This window comes from Saccharibacillus sacchari DSM 19268 (assembly GCF_000585395.1).
Classification (GTDB): domain Bacteria; phylum Bacillota; class Bacilli; order Paenibacillales; family Paenibacillaceae; genus Saccharibacillus; species Saccharibacillus sacchari.
The window spans coordinates 5,801,861-5,818,810 of record NZ_KK073875.1; the positions used below are offsets into that span (position 1 = coordinate 5,801,861).

Below are 16,950 nucleotides of genomic sequence, written 5' to 3' on the forward strand. Positions count from 1 at the left end.
GAACCGTTACATCTCTTCTCCGTTTGTCTCGATGACTTTTTGGTACCAATAGAACGAATCTTTGCGGCTGCGGGCCAACGTTCCGTTGCCCAGATCGTCCTGATCGACGTAAATGAAGCCGTAGCGCTTGGACATCTGCGACGTGGACGCGCTGATCAAGTCGATCGGCGCCCAGCTCGTATAGCCGAACAGGTCGACGCCGGCTTCCACCGCTTCTTTCATCTGCCGGAAATGATCCCGGAAATATTGAATGCGGTACTCGTCGCGGATCGAGCCGTCTTCGGCGACTTCGTCCACTGCGCCCATGCCGTTTTCGACGATGATGAGCGGCTTTTTGTAACGGTCGTACAGCTCGATCAACGAGATTTTCAGCCCGACCGGATCGATCTGCCAGCCCCAATCGGTCGAAGGCAGATACGGGTTTTTGACGCCCATGATCGTGTTCCCCGCCGTACGCTCTTTGCCTTCCTGCGCCGACTCGGTAAGCGACATGTAATAGCTGAACGACACGAAGTCGACCGTATGCGCTTTGAGCGTTTCGAGATCGCCCGGCTCCATATGGATCGACACGCCTTTTTTCTCCAAAATGCGCAATGTCAGAATCGGATACTCGCCGAACACCTGCACGTCGGAGTAGAAATAATTGTTCAAATTGCGCTGAAGCGTGATTTCGACGTCTTCCGGGTTGCAGGTGTTCGGATACGTCGTCAGCTTGGTCAGCATGCAGCCCATTTGGCTCCCCGGAATAATCTCGTGGCAATCTTTCGTCACCATCGCCGAAGCGACGAGCTGATGGTGCAGCGCCTGATAGACCACTTGATCCTCCTGTCCTTCGGGGCAGCGGTCGGGGATGATGCCGGCCGTGGTGAACGGGTGGCGGTTGATGCTGTCCACTTCGTTGAAGGTCAGCCAGTATTTGACGAGATTCCGGTACCGCTCGAAACAAACCTTGCTGAACTTCGCGAAATAATCGACCACTTTGCGCTCGGCCCAGCCGTTGTATTTGACGCTGAGCGCAAGAGGCATCTCGTAGTGCGACAGCGTAACGATCGGTTCGATGTTCAGGCGCCGCATTTCGGTAAACAGGTTTTCGTAAAATTGCAGCCCTTTTTCGTTCGGCGTCTCTTCTTCTCCGGTTGGAAAAATGCGGCTCCACGCGATCGATACCCGCAGCGTTTTAAAGCCCATTTCCGCGAACAACGCTAAATCCTCCTTGTAACGATGGTAAAAGTCGATGCCGCGGCGCTTCGGATAATCTTTGTCGCTCGGATCGGCCATCGCTTCTTCGATCATCTTGGTGGAAATGCCTACATGCCCGGCATAATCCTCCACGCTCAAATGCGGCTTGTAACTGGCGACGTCGGCGACCGACGGCCCTTTGCCGTCCACGTTCCATGCCCCTTCGGCCTGATTGGCGGCGATAGCGCCGCCCCACATGAAGTTCTTCGGAAATCCTCTATGCGTATTCATCGTTTGTTTCCTCCCGAAATTGGATTAGGTGGTCAGCGCGGTCACGGTCATCAGCGTATCCTGACGACCGACTTTTTTCAAATTTTTCACGTCTACCGCGTATTTGTCTTTGCTTGTCACAATCGTCAGCACGACCGGATCGTAACCTTCCGCGGCGATTTGTTCGTGATCGAATTTCATCAGCAGGTCACCCGCTTTGATCATATCGCCGGCTTGGACCTGCGGATCGAAATGTTTGCCTTTTAGCCGGACGGTATCGATGCCGACATGGAACAGCAGCTCGATGCCGCCCGGCGTGCTCATCGCGATTGCGTGCTTTTTGCCGAAGACCATCTCGATCTTGCCGTCCACCGGAGCGTACAGTTCGCCGACCGACGGAACGATCGCGATGCCTTCGCCCATCGCTTTAGTCGAAAAGACCTCGTCGTTGACTTCCGACAGCGGGATTTGCTCCCCGACCGCCGGGCTTTTGAATGTTTCGGAGGCTTGAAGCGCGCCGGCGAACGTTTGCTGTTCTTGCTGCGCGGCCGAGCGGCCCGAAGCCGGTTCGGCGGAAGCTTGGCCGGACGCTTCGACCTTGTTTTCTTTGAACAAGAACAAGGCGACTACGAACGATACGGCCAGCGAAATCAACAGGCCGAGCACGGCGTTGACGATATTGCCGGGAAGATCTTCGGCGATGAACATGGACAAGCTGGCCAGACCCGGACCGACGGCTACGAAAGCTTGCAAGCCGACGATGCCCACGAAAGCGCCGCCGACGAGCGAGCCCGCCATGACGCTCCACAGCACTTTTTTGTTTTGCAGCGTCACGCCGTACAATGCAGGTTCCGTGATGCCGAACAGCGCGGAGATCGCGGCCGAGATCGCCGTTGCCCGCAGGCGCCGATCTTTGGTACGCAGCGCGACGGCGAAACAGGCTCCGCTCTCCGCGAGATTATGGGCAAGCGACGCCGGCATGTACAGCAGCTCGCGGCCGCCTGTGCTCAGCGCGTTGATGGCGTAAGGCAGCATCGCTTTGTGCATGCCGACCGACACCAGGAACGGCAGCACCGCGGCGAGCAGCGCGACGGCGACCCAGCCTACCGTGCCGAATACGGCCAGGATGAGCTTGGTAAAACCTTCGCCCAGCGTATAGCCGAGCGGCCCGAGCAGCAGCAGCGAGATCGGTACCGTCACGAGCAGCGACATCATCGGAACGAAGAAGACGCGGATGACTTTCGGCGAATATCGGGAAAAGAACTTTTCCGTTTGCGCGTACAAAAGCACGGTCAAGATCGCCGGGAACACTTGGTAGGCGTAAGCGATGCTGCGAACGTCGAAGCCGAACAGCTGCGCGCCTTCCGTCAGCATCGCGTTCATGTTCGGCAGCAGCAGCGCTCCGACCGCCGACAGTGCCACGAGCGGATTGACCTTCAGCTTGTTGGCCGTCGTCACGGCGACGAGCAGCGGCAGGAAGTACAGCGGCGCATCGCCGATTTGGAACAGGATTTTATACGTTTGCCCGTCCGAATCCATCCACCCCATCACGCTGAACAAAAGCAGCATCGACTTGAGCACGCCGCCGCCGGCAATTGCCGGAACGAGCGGCCCGAACACGCCGGTCAGGAAATCGAGGAACACGGCGCCCCACTTTTTCTTGTCTTTCGGTTTGCCGTTTTCCGATCCCGCCGAAGCGCCTTCCTCCGACGAGTCTCCCGCGAAACGCGGGCCGAGCAGATCGACGACCTTGTCGTACACTTCGATGACGTCGTTGCCGATCACGACCTGGCATTGGCCGGTCATTTTGACCGCCATGACGCCTTCGATGCTTTCCAGCTTCGGCACGTCAGCCTTCTTGTCGTCTTTGAGCGAAAAGCGCAGTCGCGTCGAGCAATGTTCGAAATGCGCCACGTTTTCTTTGCCGCCCACGTGTTTGAGGACTTCGGATGCGGTGCGTTTATAGTCCATATCTATGCTCCTTTTTTAGGCATTCATGAAAGGTTTCAGCAATTTTTCATACAAAAAAGGACCTAAAACGACAAATCGCGCGATTCGTCATTTTAGGTCCTGCCTGCTTTACCAGTCACATGCCTACGGTTTTATTGAATTGGTGCCATTGTAGCGCATAATTTTGTAAGCGTCAACATCAAAGCTGATTTTGTTTTCAGTTCGATTGCTCCACCTTATAACCCAGTGGCAAGAGATACGAATTAAGCCGCTCCACCGTCGTTTTATCCGCCGCTTCCACATCACTCTTCACTGTTTCGACCAACGCCCGGAATTTCGCATAGTCCGTCGAGTCGAATTGCTGCTCCGCTTTCGCAAGCACTTCCGCCCAGAAGTTCTCCACGGTAAAGTTTTCATCGAACTGTGTACTGGCTGCTTTGCTTGTATCCAGACCTGCGGTTTTCTTTTTGATTTCTTGCTCCAATGTATCCAAACGCGCTAACTCTTCGACGCTCATTTCGCTTTTTTTCAATTGTCCGTCTTCCCTGGCATATTGACTGTATAAACTCGCTGCTTCCCGCAGCAGTCGCGTCAATTGTTCGTATTCCGAATCCGACATTTGCGACTTCACCGTCTGCAGTTTGGCTTCCAATTGTTCATAGGCGTTTGCATCGCCTCCGAAGTTTGCTTTAGAACCGTAAACGGAATCGGACAAGTAATGATATCCGGCGTAAGCTCCTGTCGGCAAGATCAGAACCGCTGAAAGGATCCCGACCAGTACCCGCTTGCGAACCGGCCGATGGCGGCGAACGGCATGGCCCGATCCGCCTGCCGCTTGCTCCGCTTCGATCTGCTCCGTCACGTTGCGCAGTACTTGTGTCGGAGCTTCCCAATCGGACGTTCTTTTTTGCAGGGCGGAACGAAGTTCTTGTTCGATTTTCATGAATATCTTCCCCCAGTTTTAAGATGGGCATTCTCCGCAGAGTCTGATCTTTCTTGTTCAAACGGCTTCGGCCCGCTTTTGCGCAGTCGTTCCAGTGCCGCATGAACTCTGGACTTGACCGTCCCCAGCGGGATGCCCAGGATCTCCGCGATCTCTTCTTGCGCGTAGTCATTCAAGTATTTCAGTATTACGATTTGGCGAAGCTTGTATGGCAGCCGCTCGATGCGTTCGATCCATTCTCCGCGATCCAACCGTTCCGCGGATTCGTTCGCGAAGTCCGCTTCTTCCGTTCGCCGGTTATATTGCGCTGCCCGACCGATCCGCCTTGCCTGCAGCCAACTTTTTCTGCGACAGGCTTTGACTTGACGCAGCGCTATTCCCGTAACCCATGGCCGAAAAGCTCGATCGCGATCAAACCGATGCAAATTCCGATGGGCCTGCAAATACGTTTCCTGCATCACGTCCTGCGCATCTTCGGTATTTCCGACCAACAAACGAATAAGCTTGTAGAGATCCCCTGCCGTTTGTTCGTACAGTTCGGCATAAGCGGCGGAACTGCCGGCAACAGTCCGTTCGATCAAGTCTTTTTCTTGCTCCATTCCCTCTCTCCTTTCCTCGTTCTTTATGTATTAGCAAGTTTGTCCTTTTTCGTTCGCTTTTTCAGGCTTTCGAATTGTGAAATTTTCAAACAAAAAAAGCTTTACCGGAAAGAACGCCCTTGCCGATAAAGCTTGTCGGTCGATTATGAAATTACAGCCTTCCGGCTGCTTGAATTCTGTGCTTAATCCAAATCAAGCGACGCCCACGGATCTTCCTCGTTCATCTTCGCATCGATCGCTTTTTCCAACGCTTCGATCGTGTCGGCTTCGACGACGTCGCCGTTGACCATCGCGTAGGGGCCGTAGTCGCATTCCGTGCAGTTGCCGAGACAGCCGTATTCGATCACGTCGTACTCGGGATTGGTTTCAAGCTTATTGAAAAGTTCCTGCGTGCCGTGGTGCATGTTGCTGGCGCAGAACTCGATAATGGGTCTGATCATGTTTTCTCACCTATTCTTATTTATTCTCAGCCGCATGACGGTAAACGTGTAATGGTTCTTTAAATTTAGATCCATTTATATTATAATACAAGGGAGACTTTTGCAAAATTTGATTTATGCTTTCATCGTTTTGCAAAAATGATCTCCGAAGTGGTTAAGCCGTTCTGACTGTACGCTTCAAACATTTGAGAGGAGCTGACTATAATGAGTGAAAATACACAACTCGACATGTATGATGAAGTATCCGACGTGCTGGACAAGCTGCGTCCTTTCCTGCAACGCGACGGCGGAGACGTTGAATTGGTAGACGTTGAAGACGGAATCGTGAAGCTGAAGCTGGTTGGCGCTTGCGGCAGCTGCCCAAGTTCCACAATTACGCTGAAAGCCGGTATCGAGCGCGCGCTGTTCGAAGAAGTCGAAGGCGTTAACGAAGTTATTCAAGTCTTCTAAGATTTTTTAAGTCAAACGGTGTCCCGCTTCGGCGGGCGCCGTTTTTTCATATATCCTCTTATTCCCATTTTCGAATGTTGACAGTGTAAAGTTACGGTGTTATCTTTACGGTGTCAAGATCAAAGAAAGGAGCATTTATTCTGAAGGAAACCAACTACCACCATGGCGATCTACGCAATACGTTAATCGAGAACGGCATCGAATTGATTAACGCGGAAGGCATCGGCGGATTTTCGTTACGCAAAGTGGCGGCGCGCTGCGGAGTCAGCCATGCCGCGCCTTACAGCCACTTCAAGGACGTCCAGGAACTGCTTGCGGCAATGGCCGACCACGTCACGACTCGTTTTACGGATTCGTTGGAACGCTCGATCGAAGGCGATTACGTTCCGCAAGAAGCCATGAACCGTCTAGGCACCGCCTACATTGCCTTTTTCCAACACCACCCTGCCTATTTCCCGTTTCTGTTTTTCCAGTCGGGCATTACGATTCGGATCGACGGCGACACTGAAGGTGAGCCTCCTTATCCTCCGTTCGCCGTATTTCGCAAGACCGGAATACGTTTATTTCGAAGTCAGGGACTGCCGGAATCGATGGATGACAAAATGCTGCTCGCCTTCTGGTCCTTGGTCCACGGCGTCGCTTCATTGTTGAGCAGCAGCGGGATTCGGTACTCCGGCGATTGGCAAGAAGTCTGGCAAACCATTCTTCAATCGGGAGGAAATACGCATGAAAATGATCGTGCATGACTTGGAAAACGCCGGGGAATTGCCCTGGCTGACGGCATTCGGTTCGGGTCAGGATGTGATCGGAATCGATAATGCCGTCATTCGCCACTGCACAGGCTGCTTCGGCTGCTGGACGCGCACTCCGGGAACCTGCGTGTTGAAAGACGAATACCGTCACCTGGGTGCACGTCTGGCAGCCTGCGACGAGATGGTGCTGATCAGCCGCTGCACCTACGGAGGCTATAGTCCTTTCGTTTGCAATGTCCTGAACCGGATGCTGCCTTACGTGCTGCCTTATTTCAGGATGCTGAAAGGCCAAATGCACCATCAGCTTCGATATGAACAGACGGTCAAATTTAACGTTTATTTTTACGGAGAAGATCTGACCGCAAATGAACGTCAAACAGCGCAAGAGCTCGTGCAAGCCAACTCGTTGAACCTGGGCGCCAAAGGATTCGAAGTGTCTTTTTACGATAATATCCGGCAGTTGAAGGAGGTATTGTCTTGAACATCGCATTGATAAACGGCAGTCCCAAAGGAGGCGCCACCAATTCCGGATTTTTGCTGGAAAAGCTCCGCCCGCTGCTGCCGCAAGAAGCCGCGATTTCGACTTATCGGATCGGACCCAAAGCTTTAAAAAACGAGCAATATCTCGAACTGTTAGCGATGGATATGCTCGTTCTCGCTTTTCCGCTTTATTTCGACGCGATCCCCTCGCATCTGTTGCGAATGCTGACCGAAATGGAACGCAGCACGCAGAGCAGCAATCAAAGACCGCAAACCGTCCGTGTATATGCGATGATCAATAACGGTTTTTTCGAGGGAGATCAATGCAAGCTGGCTGTTGAACTGATCCGGAACTGGTGCGAGCGCTGCGGGTTCATGTTCGGTACGGCTTTCGGACACGGCGCCGGAGAGATGTTCGGTTCGGTCGGCCATGTTCCAGTAGGCTCCGGTCCTTTGAAAAATTTGGGGCTCGCGCTGGAACATCTGGTCGGCTCGATCCGCAGCGGTGAAAGCACGGAACCCTTTTTCACTCAACCGAATTTTCCTCGCGGTCTTTGGAAATTGTCTTCGACCCAGCTTTTTTGGAATGCCACAGCGAAAAAGAACAGTTTGAAACCCAAAGACCTGAGAAGACGTCCAGGCATGCCGCCGATCCGTTTGCCGCAATCCGGAGGCAAGCGGCAAGACGTGTAGCCCTCTTACGTATACTTTTTCGGACAAGCAAAAAGCCCTGTTCCCGCAAGCGGGATACAGGGCTTCGTTATGCAAGCTGTCGATCATATTCGCGGGTTCTTAGAAGGCGGGAACGATCGAACCTTTGTATTCGTCTTCGATGAACTTTTTCGTGTCGTCGGAAGTCAGAGCCGCAACCAGTTTTTTGATCGCGTCGGAATCTTTGTTGTCTTGACGAGTAACGAGCAGGTTCGCATACGGGGAATCCGCGTCTTCGATGAACAGAGCGTCTTCAGTCGGCACCAGTCCGGCTTCGAGTGCATAGTTCGTATTGATCAGTGCCAAGTCAACTTCGTCCAGTTGGCGAGGAAGAGCCGCAGCTTCGATCTCGATGAATTCCAGGTTTTTCGAATTTTCTTCGATATCGCCTACGGTTGCCGTGATTCCAGCGTCTGCTTTGAGCTTGATCAGACCTTGTTTTTCAAGCAACAGCAGCGCGCGGCCGCCGTTAGTCGGGTCATTCGGAATCGCGACTGTTGCACCGTCTTGCAATTCGTCGATCGAAGTGATCTTTTTGGAATAAGCGCCGAACGGTTCAACGTGTACTTTCGCTACCCCTACCAGGTCCGTGCCTTGTTTGGAGTTTTGGTCATCCAGGTACGGTTGGTGTTGGAAGAAGTTCGCGTCCAGTTCTTTTTCGTTCAGCTGCGTGTTCGGCAGGATGTAGTCCGTGAATTCGATAATGTCCAAGTTTACGCCTTCGGCTTCCAGTGCAGGCTTCACGTGCTCAAGGATTTGCGCGTGCGGGTTGATAGTAGCGCCGATTTTGAGCGTTACCGGCTCGGCTGCCGTTTCCGTTGTTTCCGTCGTGCCTGTATCTGTCGATCCGGTCGTAGCCGTGTTCGACGTCGAGCTGCTGTTGCCGCATGCGGCAAGCAGAAGTACGAGTGCCATTGTGAGTACTGCGAAAGTCCATTTTTTCATGTTGTTCGCCCCTTTGTTTGTGTATGGCTGGATCAGCCTATATTGTATGTGGAGCCGCTCGGTTGCCTGTGGCGATCCGCACGGCCGGATACCGATAAACGGTGATGATGCTTTTTCAAGACTACTTACGGGTAAAATGCTTGACCAGTCGATCGCCGACCATCTGAATGATCTGGACCATAATGACGATAATGACCAACGCCACCAGCATGACCGCCGTCTCGTAACGATTATAGCCGTAGCTGACCGCCAGTTGGCCGAGACCGCCGCCGCCGACCAGACCGGACATGGCCGTGTAGGAAATCAGCGTAATGATGGTAATCGTAAAGCCCGCGATCAGACCCGGCAAGGATTCAGGCAAAATGACCCGGAATACGATCTGCCTCGTCGAAGCCCCCATCGCTTGAGCGGCTTCGATCACGCCCCGATCCACCTCGCGCAGCGAGGTTTCCACCAGACGGGCGAAGAACGGCGCGGCGCCGATTACGAGCGGCGGGATCATCCCGCGCACCCCGATTTGCGTGTCCACGATGAACTTGGTGAACGGCAGCAGCGCGATAATCAGGATGATAAACGGTACGGAACGCAGCAGGTTGACGACGAAAGCCAAGACCGCGTAAACGCTGCGCGCTCCTACCGACGATGAACGTGCGGTCAGGAACAATATAATTCCAATGGGAAGACCCAGAATTAATGTGAACAAGCTGGAGTAGCCCAGCATTTGCAGCGTCGCATTGGTTGCTTTACCAAACTCCGCCCAATTTACCTGTGAAAAATCAAGTTCCCTGTTCATGCTCCGAGTTCCTCCACTTCAAGCCGCTGCTCAGTCAATCGTTCCAGCGTCCGGTGAATATCGGCCGAATCACCTTCGAACCGGACAACCAATTGGCCGTAAGGCGTCTCCTTGATTCGCGAAATCGTGCCTTGCAGAATCGCGAAGTCTACGCCCGTCTCCTTAACCGTCTGCGACAGAATCGACTGATAGGTCAGCTCTCCGATGAACGTTACTTTGACCGTACGCGACGATGCGGCGTTCGTCGCACGGATTGCCTCGTCGAGCGCTTCCGCGTTCTCCGACTCCCGATTGATGAAGTCGCGCGTGACCGGCTGCTTCGGCTTCAGGAACACGTCGATGACGGGTCCTTCTTCCACGATCACGCCGCCCTGAATGACTGCCACTTTGTCGCAGATACTCTGGATAACGTGCATTTCGTGCGTGATCAGCACAATGGTCAGCCCCAGCTTGCGGTTAATGTCGAGCAGCAACCGCAGGATGGAATCCGTCGTTTGCGGGTCCAGCGCCGATGTCGCTTCGTCGCAGAGCAGCACTTCGGGGTCGGTAGCGAGCGCGCGGGCGATGCCTACGCGCTGCTTCTGTCCGCCGGATAACTGCGCAGGATGCTTTTTCGCATGTTCGGTCAGACCGACCAGCTCCAGCATTTCCTTAACCTTGCGATCGACTTCCGCTTTCGGCGTTCGAACGAGCCGCAGCGGAAAAGCGATATTTTCGTATACCGTGGCCGAAGACAGCAGATTGAAGTGTTGAAAAATCATCCCGATGCGGCGACGCTGCTGCTGAAGCTGGTTTTTTCCGAGCCGCGTCATGTCGGTCTTGCCGATCAGAATCTCGCCGCTCGTCGGCCGCTCCAGCATATTGATGCATCGGATCAGCGTACTTTTGCCTGCGCCGGAATGACCGATGATGCCGAAGATTTCGCCTTTGGCAATCTCCAGATCGATGCCTTTCAGCGCGGTCATCGCTTTGGCGCCCGTTCCGTATGTTTTAACCAGGTTTTTGATGGTAATCACTGCGTTGTTCCTCCTACTCGGCCACCGAAGCGTTTTTTCGACACACCTCTTCCATGCCCCGCGTTGATGCTTTAAAGCCATCGGTTAATCGCGTACGCGTCGAAAGCTCTTTTCCCCGCCCCGGTTCGTCCGGTCTTTCCGTTCATCTTCAATTGAAATCAAAAAGAGCCCTTTTTGGTTTGACAAAAAGGGCTCGCATCGTATGCGTAAAGTCACCTTCTCATCTGCCAGAACCGTCTGTTGATTCTGTAGGAATTAGCACCATGACACCCTGACGCGACGTCTGCTTGCGACGTTCGTGTACAGGATCGGTTGCCGGGCTTCATCGGGCCTGTCCCTCCGCCTCTCTCGATAAGAAAAATCTGAGATATCTAATTGGAAAGCTTGGTATTACGAAAATTGGAAAGAGTTAAACCTAAATCCTTCACTCAGTATATTCAGTTTGACACGGTTTGTAAAGGTTTAGCCTGAAAATTTTCACAACCTTTTTTCTGCTTTTCTCTGATCGCCGTTAACGGATGCTTGTCTGCCTATTGAGGACAAGGTCGCAATGCCTCCGCATGAAGCAGAAAAGGAGCCTTTCGCAAGGCCCCTCAACTTCTGTCGATTCTGATGGACGTTCGAATGGAGAGATCAAACGAAGCCCTCGAGCCTCTGCTCATCCACCCTGAATAGACGCTCGAACCTCTTTTCAAACCTTACGCTTGCGCTGTCTTTTTCACGGATGCGGATGCTTCTTCGCCTGCCGGAATCCGGCTGAGTTCCCATGTGCGAATGCTCAGGAAGCACAAGAACGCGAACAGGAAATCCGTAATCAGCGTATGCAGCATCGGAGCGAACATGTAATACTCGCTGCCGAGCGCGACCAGGTTGAGCACGCCGCTAAGCGGCAGCGCGATCATCAACACGACGACGATGATGCCCAGCTTGCGGATATCGCGGATATGGCCGTAATTGCGGATCGCCATATGCCCGACCATCAAAACGAACAGCAGCAGCACGGCCGAAGCGATATGAAGGACCACCGACATTTTCGCGAGCTCCGTATGACTGACCAACGCTCCCGTGTAGACAACGGCATACGTGAACGCGGCCGAGAAAATCGTCAGGTTGCGCGTACGTTTGCTTACCCGATGCTCGGCCGGAGGCGCTTGATACCGTTCGAGGCTGCCGGCCCTTCGGACGGACAATGCCAGCACCAATGCGCTCGCGAACGCGATCAACGCGAAGCCGAAGTGCAGCGCCATGATCGGAGGCGATTGGGAGAATACGACCGCCAGCGCGCCCATGATCGCTTGCACGATAACGAAGAAAGCCATGATAGCCGCGTAGATTTGGAAGTCGCGGCGTTTGCGCGCCCAGACCAGGAACGCGATCAGCGTAATCAACGCCAGCAATCCCGCGATTCCCGCCGTCAAGCGGTGCGTGTACTCGATCAACGAACCGATGGTCGTGCCCGGAACGAATTTGCCGTGACAGAGCGGGAATTCGCGTCCGCACTCCAAGCCCGAGCCTGTTCTCGTTACGACTACGCCGTTGAACGAGACGAGCAGCATGATCATGCAAGACGCGTAGCTCAGCCATTTCAACACTTTATATTGCAAAAGTCTCACCGCCGATTTCAAAAGTAGTGGACGGCATCCTTGCCGACGCTCGCGCGGCGGACTTCGAAATGCCTTTTCCTCTCATTATACCGGAAATGCGTCGGGGTTAAGAATCTCGTTTGTGACAAAAAATGTTCAAATCAAAAACATATTTATCGGCGAATATGCGCCTTTTATATGATTTTATTCACTGTTCCATGCAAAAATCCCGCTGCGGCACACGGCCGAAGCGGGATTCCTGGCTATAGAACGGGCTACCGACTTGCCTCAAGCCGACGAAGGTTGACGATGGTCTCGAACGCAACCCCCGGATCGGGAAGTCGGCAAGACCTTGCAAGAACCGTTCTGTCGGCGCTTATTGACGAGCGGCGAGTTGACTATGCACCTCGGCTGCGCGATCCAGAAAATTCTCGATCTCGGCGCGCGATTTGCGCGCCTTATTCACGAAGCGAACCAGTTCTTTCCCTTCGGAAAAAGCGACGAAGCTCGGAATGCCGAGAATGTTCAGCTCGCGGCTGACTTCTTCCACTTCCTCCACGTCGATCTGAATCAACTTCACTTGGTCTTTGCGCTGTTCTTCGACCTCCGGCATGAAAGGATCGATGAAGTGGCAGTCGCCGCACCAATCGGCGCGGAATACGGCTACAGTCAGGCCCGGGCCTGCGATTTCCCGATCAAAATCGGCTTTCGTGCGAATTTGTTCCATATTCGATCTCTCCTTCGGTTTCAAGTTCGGATATCGTTACCGATACTCTATTTTACATCAATCCGGCCGCAGAATCATCCGATTCCGCAGGCAGAGCCTTTTCGGCATTTTTTTCGGTATGGAAACGGCTGATTTCCAGCAGCAAGCGGTCCGCATGACGCATCAACTCTTCGGAAGCGACGGAAATCCCGCTGATCGTCTCGGATTGTTCAGTCGTCGAAGCCGCTGCTTCTTCAGTCGAGGCCGCGCTTTGCTCGGCTACCGCCGCAAGTCCCGACATCACGTCCGATACTTGATTCGCCCCGGATTGGAGCGTCTGCATGGAGTCGCCGATCGAAGCGATGCCGCGCACAATGACATCCACCGAACCTCGAATGCGATCGAAGGAATCGGATGTTTCGCGCATGGACTCGGACTGTGAATCGCTGTTATTGCGGAACAAATCCAACTCTTCCGTACTTTGACGTCCGGCCTGATTCAACTCGCCCAACAGATCTTTGATCTCGACCGCCGAAGCCGAAGCCTGTTCGGCCAAGCGCCGAACTTCCGACGCGACGACCGCGAATCCTTTGCCGTGATCGCCTGCCCGCGCGGCTTCGATCGAAGCATTCAGCGCCAACAGGTTGGTCTGCGCCGAGATGGTCTGGATGCTTTCGGTAATAATCGAAATTTCTTCGATTTTGCCCAGCAGCAAGCGGTTAGCCGCTTCCACGCGATCCGTCGATTCCCGTCCCGATTCGGACAATTCGGTCTGGCGGGCAAAGGCTTTCTCGCCGCTGCTCATGGCTTCGCTTGCCTCGTCCGCGGCCGAGCGCGCCTGATCCGTCTGCGCGTAGATTTGCTGAATCGTATTATTGATGTCCGATACGCGTTCTGCCCCCGCCTGAATGGATTCCGCCTGATCGGCCGCTCCCCGGGCGATTTCGCCGATCACGAGCGACACCTGACGCGCGATATCGTTACTGCCGGACGCATCGCGGGACATCGCCTGCGAGGACGCCTGAACTTCGCGGGCCGACTGATCGACCTGCATGATCAGGCCGTTCAGGGAAGAAGACATTTCGTTGAACGAATTGCCAAGTTGGGCAATTTCGTCGTTTCCTTTGACCGGCACGCGCACCGTCACGTCGCCGGAAGCCAGCTTCGAAGCGCTGTCTTTCATGCCGATCAGCGGCTTGATCGTCCGGTAAGCCAGCAGATAAGCCAATACGGCCAGAATCAAAAGCAGGCCTACGGTGAAGATCAGGAAGAAGTTTTGCAGCTTGTTATATTCGGCGAAAGCTGCGGCTTTGGAGACGGATGTGGCGACGATCCAGCCCGTGTCCGGCAGCTTTTCGAAATAAAGAAGTTGGGTGTCGCCTTTGTACGTATATTCGGTCAGTCCGCTGTCACTGCCTGTCATTGTCGCAAAAACGGACTTGTAATCATCTTGGTCAACCAACGGTGTATTGAGCAGCGTTTCATCGGGATGGGCCAATACGGCTCCGCTCCCATCCATCAGGAAGGTGAAGGAATCTTCCGTTTTTAAGGCGTCAACCTTGTTTTTGATCGAAGTCAAAGCAATGTTTTCGGAAATGGCGCCTTGGAAAGCGCCTGCGGAATTTTGCAGCGGCACGGCGATATAGATCGACTGCACGCCGGCTTGGGTGACGTAAGCATCGCTTACGGTCAGCGCATTAGCGGCTTTGGCCGCTTCGTACCACGGGCGTTTGCGCGCATCGAATGAAGCGTCGGGAATAAATCCGGCCCCGTCCATATAAGTGCCGTCCTCAAGCCCGAAATAAATCGTGGCGATATCCGCTTGGTTACTCGGAAGCTGGTAGGCTTGAATATGTTCCAACGTAATATTTTGCAGCGGCGTTACGGTATCCTGTAGGACTTTGCCCAGCGTCTCCACGACTTTGGACTGCGTAGCGATCCATCCGTCGACTTCGGAAGCCGCTTCGCGAACCGTGCCTCTCAGCTCCGCATGCACGCCCTCCGTCGCTTCTTTGTTGAGATGAAACAAGGCCACCGATGCAAGCGGCGCGGAGATCAGGATGCAGACCGCCACGACGACCAGAAGCACTTTCGTTTTCAATGTGAACATAATTTCTCTCCATTCTTCGGTGCTTCGGGACCCCCGTTGTCCGTTGACCGCAAGTTAGTAACTTGCCAACGCTAAAAGTAAGGTTACGCTCTCCTGAGATTTCGAACCTAAAGCGTGTACGAAGTCTCAGTGGGAGCGCAGTCCTCTGATTAAGAGTTGACAAGCCCTTAGTTAAAACGTTTTCCTCCAGACATGCACGAAGCTGACTTTTCTATTCCTTAGGCCGTTCGTACCTGTCCCCCGACTCCCTATATCGGAAACCTTTATGCAAAAATGAATAAGCGCATCGGCCTGTTTCGATTGTAAGCGCAACAAAAGAGCCTTCCCGTCAAGGAAAGGCTCTTTGTTTCTTCTTATCGGAAAATCAAGCACGTTGCAGACGCATCAACGGACGAAGAACCTTTTGCAGCGGACGCGGATACGTACCCAACTCGTCGCGGCGGATAACCCGGAGGATAACCAGCAGCAGCAGATAAATGGCAGGGACGATCACGCCGACGGCAGCACAAGCAATAAAGAACGCTACGCGCGGATGCATGAACGCCGTCATCCAGCTGCCCATTTCGCTCAGACCGAAACTTGCCGCCGAGATCATAATGCAGGTCACGATAAACGCAGGCCAACGCTTGCCGAGTACCGAGAACGAAACGATGCCTCGCAGCGTGCGCAAGTTCAGCATCGTAATGACCAGGAAACAGACGCCGGTCATGCCGACGATTCCGTAGATGCCGTACTGCCCGAGCAACGGCGCCAGCGCCAAGCTGCCGGCCAGTTTGACAATGATCCCGATGCCGACGTGGACCATCGAGCGGCGGGCCAAATTCATGCCGAGCAGCATCGAGTTGCTGACCATCATCGTAATTTGGAAAATGGTGCCGAGCGTCAGCACGGCAATGATGCCTGCGCCGTCCAGCGTACTGAACAACAGGCCGTTGACGGAATAGGCTGCGAAGCCCAGCGCCAATACCATCGGCATCCCGGTCAGCGTCGCGATTCGCAGCGCCAGCGTGACTTGCTGCTGCAAATGCGTTTCGTCCTTGCGGGCGAAAGCTGCGGAAATGATCGGAATAAGCGACGTGCTCAGCGCGATCGCGAGAATCGGCGGAATACCGGCTACGCTCTGCGCGCGGCTGCCGAGGATACCGAGCTGCATCGTCGATAACGCGTCGCCGATCTGTCCGACCAACAGCGGCTTGACGATGGTCGTATCGATAAAGTTGATTGCCGGGACAGCCATCGCAGACAACACGATCGGAATCGATAATTTGAAAATATCGGCGTAGATCCGGGTGAGCGGAATCGTTTGATCATGCCGATTAATGAGCGTGCGACCTTTTTTATGCTCGTTTTTGGACAGTTTGACCGAAGCCATCAGCATGATCGCGAACGCGCCGAGACTGCCCAGCACGCCGCCGAACGAAGCGCCGGCCGCGATCGTCTCCCCGGGCTTGCCCATTTGCAGCAAAATGTAAGCCAGCAGGATCGCCGTAAATACGCGCGCGATCTGTTCGACGATCTGCGACACGCCGCCGACCGCCATCATATTGCGACCTTGGAAGTAGCCGCGCATCATGGCGATGGTCGGGAACAGAATCAACGCCGGCGCAAGCGCCCGAATCGCGGGAGCGGCTTCCGGCAGTTGAATCATCCGGGTATACCAAGGCGCAAAGATGTACAAGGCAAGCGTGATCGCGACGCCCATCATCCCGGAGAACAGCAGCGCCGCATAGTAGATGCGTCCCGCTTCCTCCGGCCGATCCAGCGCGTACCGTTCCGAGATCATTTTGCTCAGCGTGCTCGGAATACCCGCCGTGGCCACGGTCAACAACATTAAATAAACGGTGTTGGCAGCGGTGAACGACGCGTTACCGACGCTGCCGAGCATATGCTCCAGCGGAACGCGCTGAACGAGACCCAGCACCCTGGCAACAAGCGCCGCTGCCGCCAGGATAAGCGTCCCTTTAACAAACGATTCCTTTTTCGACAAAACCTATTCCCTTCTTTCCCCCGTAAAAAGCCGCGA

General features: G+C 54.1%; 16 protein-coding genes and 1 riboswitch. Of the genes, 4 read left to right on the top strand and 12 right to left on the bottom strand.

From position 1 onward, the window contains the following. Positions 1–6: 6 nt before the first annotated feature. The 5 genes from SACSAC_RS25190 to SACSAC_RS25210 form a co-directional block, all read right to left on the bottom strand. The gene (locus tag SACSAC_RS25190) at positions 7–1,470 is read right to left on the bottom strand and encodes a glycoside hydrolase family 1 protein (RefSeq protein WP_037291189.1); all 1,464 of its coding nucleotides are present in this window, start codon (positions 1,468–1,470) and stop codon (positions 7–9) included. A gap of 24 nt (positions 1,471–1,494) precedes the next feature. Beyond that, entirely contained in the window at positions 1,495–3,420 is a 1,926-nt protein-coding gene (locus SACSAC_RS25195) for a beta-glucoside-specific PTS transporter subunit IIABC (RefSeq protein ID WP_037291191.1), read from the bottom strand. Positions 3,421–3,616: 196 nt separating this feature from the next. After that, a complete protein-coding gene (locus SACSAC_RS25200) occupies positions 3,617–4,342 on the bottom strand; it encodes a phosphatase PAP2 family protein (protein ID WP_037291192.1) in 726 nt (241 codons plus the stop codon). Next, on the bottom strand, positions 4,339–4,941 hold the full coding sequence (locus SACSAC_RS25205; RefSeq protein WP_037291194.1) for a sigma-70 family RNA polymerase sigma factor: 603 nt from the start codon (positions 4,939–4,941) through the stop codon (positions 4,339–4,341). The genes SACSAC_RS25200 and SACSAC_RS25205 overlap by 4 nt, the downstream gene beginning before the upstream one ends. 182 nt (positions 4,942–5,123) lie before the next feature. Then, positions 5,124–5,381 (bottom strand): YuzB family protein, encoded by a 258-nt coding sequence (locus tag SACSAC_RS25210; protein ID WP_037291195.1) that lies wholly within the window; start codon positions 5,379–5,381, stop codon positions 5,124–5,126. A gap of 204 nt (positions 5,382–5,585) precedes the next feature. Here SACSAC_RS25210 and SACSAC_RS25215 point away from each other — a divergent pair, with 204 nt between their 5' ends. The 4 genes from SACSAC_RS25215 (at position 5,586) to SACSAC_RS25230 (ending at position 7,756) form a co-directional block, all read left to right on the top strand. Then, positions 5,586–5,831, top strand: a complete 246-nt coding sequence (locus SACSAC_RS25215; RefSeq protein ID WP_037291198.1) for a NifU family protein — start codon at positions 5,586–5,588, stop codon at positions 5,829–5,831. Between the two features lie 110 nt (positions 5,832–5,941). Beyond that, entirely contained in the window at positions 5,942–6,577 is a 636-nt protein-coding gene (locus SACSAC_RS25220; protein ID WP_245608701.1) for a TetR/AcrR family transcriptional regulator, read from the top strand. Continuing rightward, complete coding sequence (locus SACSAC_RS25225) at positions 6,558–7,064, top strand: flavoprotein (protein ID WP_037291202.1); 507 nt, start codon at positions 6,558–6,560, stop codon at positions 7,062–7,064. Before SACSAC_RS25220 ends, SACSAC_RS25225 begins: the two co-directional genes overlap by 20 nt. Then, positions 7,061–7,756: an NADPH-dependent FMN reductase family protein gene (locus SACSAC_RS25230; RefSeq protein ID WP_037291203.1), complete on the top strand. Its 696-nt coding sequence runs from the start codon at positions 7,061–7,063 to the stop codon at positions 7,754–7,756. The genes SACSAC_RS25225 and SACSAC_RS25230 overlap by 4 nt, the downstream gene beginning before the upstream one ends. A 99-nt stretch (positions 7,757–7,855) precedes the next feature. Here the strand turns inward: SACSAC_RS25230 and SACSAC_RS25235 are convergent, their stop codons facing one another. The 7 genes from SACSAC_RS25235 to SACSAC_RS25265 all read right to left on the bottom strand — a co-directional run bounded on the left by SACSAC_RS25235 (position 7,856) and on the right by SACSAC_RS25265 (position 16,914). Beyond that, positions 7,856–8,719 carry a MetQ/NlpA family ABC transporter substrate-binding protein gene (locus tag SACSAC_RS25235; protein WP_037291205.1) on the bottom strand — a complete coding sequence of 288 codons (864 nt, stop codon included), beginning with the start codon at positions 8,717–8,719 and terminating at the stop codon, positions 7,856–7,858. 121 nt (positions 8,720–8,840) lie between these two features. After that, the gene (locus SACSAC_RS25240) at positions 8,841–9,512 is read right to left on the bottom strand and encodes a methionine ABC transporter permease (RefSeq protein ID WP_037291206.1); all 672 of its coding nucleotides are present in this window, start codon (positions 9,510–9,512) and stop codon (positions 8,841–8,843) included. Further along, positions 9,509–10,528 (bottom strand): methionine ABC transporter ATP-binding protein, encoded by a 1,020-nt coding sequence (locus SACSAC_RS25245; protein ID WP_037291208.1) that lies wholly within the window; start codon positions 10,526–10,528, stop codon positions 9,509–9,511. Before SACSAC_RS25245 ends, SACSAC_RS25240 begins: the two co-directional genes overlap by 4 nt. Before the next feature lie 217 nt (positions 10,529–10,745). Next, positions 10,746–10,886: riboswitch (SAM riboswitch) on the bottom strand. Positions 10,887–11,226: 340 nt separating this feature from the next. Continuing rightward, positions 11,227–12,132 (bottom strand): COX15/CtaA family protein, encoded by a 906-nt coding sequence (locus SACSAC_RS25250; protein ID WP_037293757.1) that lies wholly within the window; start codon positions 12,130–12,132, stop codon positions 11,227–11,229. Positions 12,133–12,487: 355 nt separating this feature from the next. After that, on the bottom strand, positions 12,488–12,838 hold the full coding sequence (locus SACSAC_RS25255) for a thioredoxin family protein (protein ID WP_037291210.1): 351 nt from the start codon (positions 12,836–12,838) through the stop codon (positions 12,488–12,490). A gap of 52 nt (positions 12,839–12,890) precedes the next feature. Beyond that, positions 12,891–14,927, bottom strand: a complete 2,037-nt coding sequence (locus tag SACSAC_RS25260) for a methyl-accepting chemotaxis protein (RefSeq protein ID WP_037291211.1) — start codon at positions 14,925–14,927, stop codon at positions 12,891–12,893. Between the two features lie 364 nt (positions 14,928–15,291). Then, positions 15,292–16,914 (bottom strand): putative polysaccharide biosynthesis protein, encoded by a 1,623-nt coding sequence (locus tag SACSAC_RS25265; RefSeq protein ID WP_037291213.1) that lies wholly within the window; start codon positions 16,912–16,914, stop codon positions 15,292–15,294. Positions 16,915–16,950 lie beyond the last annotated feature (36 nt).

Coding starts and splice junctions, on each gene's coding strand:
- SACSAC_RS25190 (WP_037291189.1), bottom strand. CDS start 1,470: ATGAATACGCATAGAGGATTTCCGAAGAACTTCATGTGGGGCGGCGCT.
- SACSAC_RS25195 (WP_037291191.1), bottom strand. CDS start 3,420: ATGGACTATAAACGCACCGCATCCGAAGTCCTCAAACACGTGGGCGGC.
- SACSAC_RS25200 (WP_037291192.1), bottom strand. CDS start 4,342: ATGAAAATCGAACAAGAACTTCGTTCCGCCCTGCAAAAAAGAACGTCC.
- SACSAC_RS25205 (WP_037291194.1), bottom strand. CDS start 4,941: ATGGAGCAAGAAAAAGACTTGATCGAACGGACTGTTGCCGGCAGTTCC.
- SACSAC_RS25210 (WP_037291195.1), bottom strand. CDS start 5,381: ATGATCAGACCCATTATCGAGTTCTGCGCCAGCAACATGCACCACGGC.
- SACSAC_RS25215 (WP_037291198.1), top strand. CDS start 5,586: ATGAGTGAAAATACACAACTCGACATGTATGATGAAGTATCCGACGTG.
- SACSAC_RS25225 (WP_037291202.1), top strand. CDS start 6,558: ATGAAAATGATCGTGCATGACTTGGAAAACGCCGGGGAATTGCCCTGG.
- SACSAC_RS25235 (WP_037291205.1), bottom strand. CDS start 8,719: ATGAAAAAATGGACTTTCGCAGTACTCACAATGGCACTCGTACTTCTG.
- SACSAC_RS25240 (WP_037291206.1), bottom strand. CDS start 9,512: ATGAACAGGGAACTTGATTTTTCACAGGTAAATTGGGCGGAGTTTGGT.
- SACSAC_RS25255 (WP_037291210.1), bottom strand. CDS start 12,838: ATGGAACAAATTCGCACGAAAGCCGATTTTGATCGGGAAATCGCAGGC.
- SACSAC_RS25260 (WP_037291211.1), bottom strand. CDS start 14,927: ATGTTCACATTGAAAACGAAAGTGCTTCTGGTCGTCGTGGCGGTCTGC.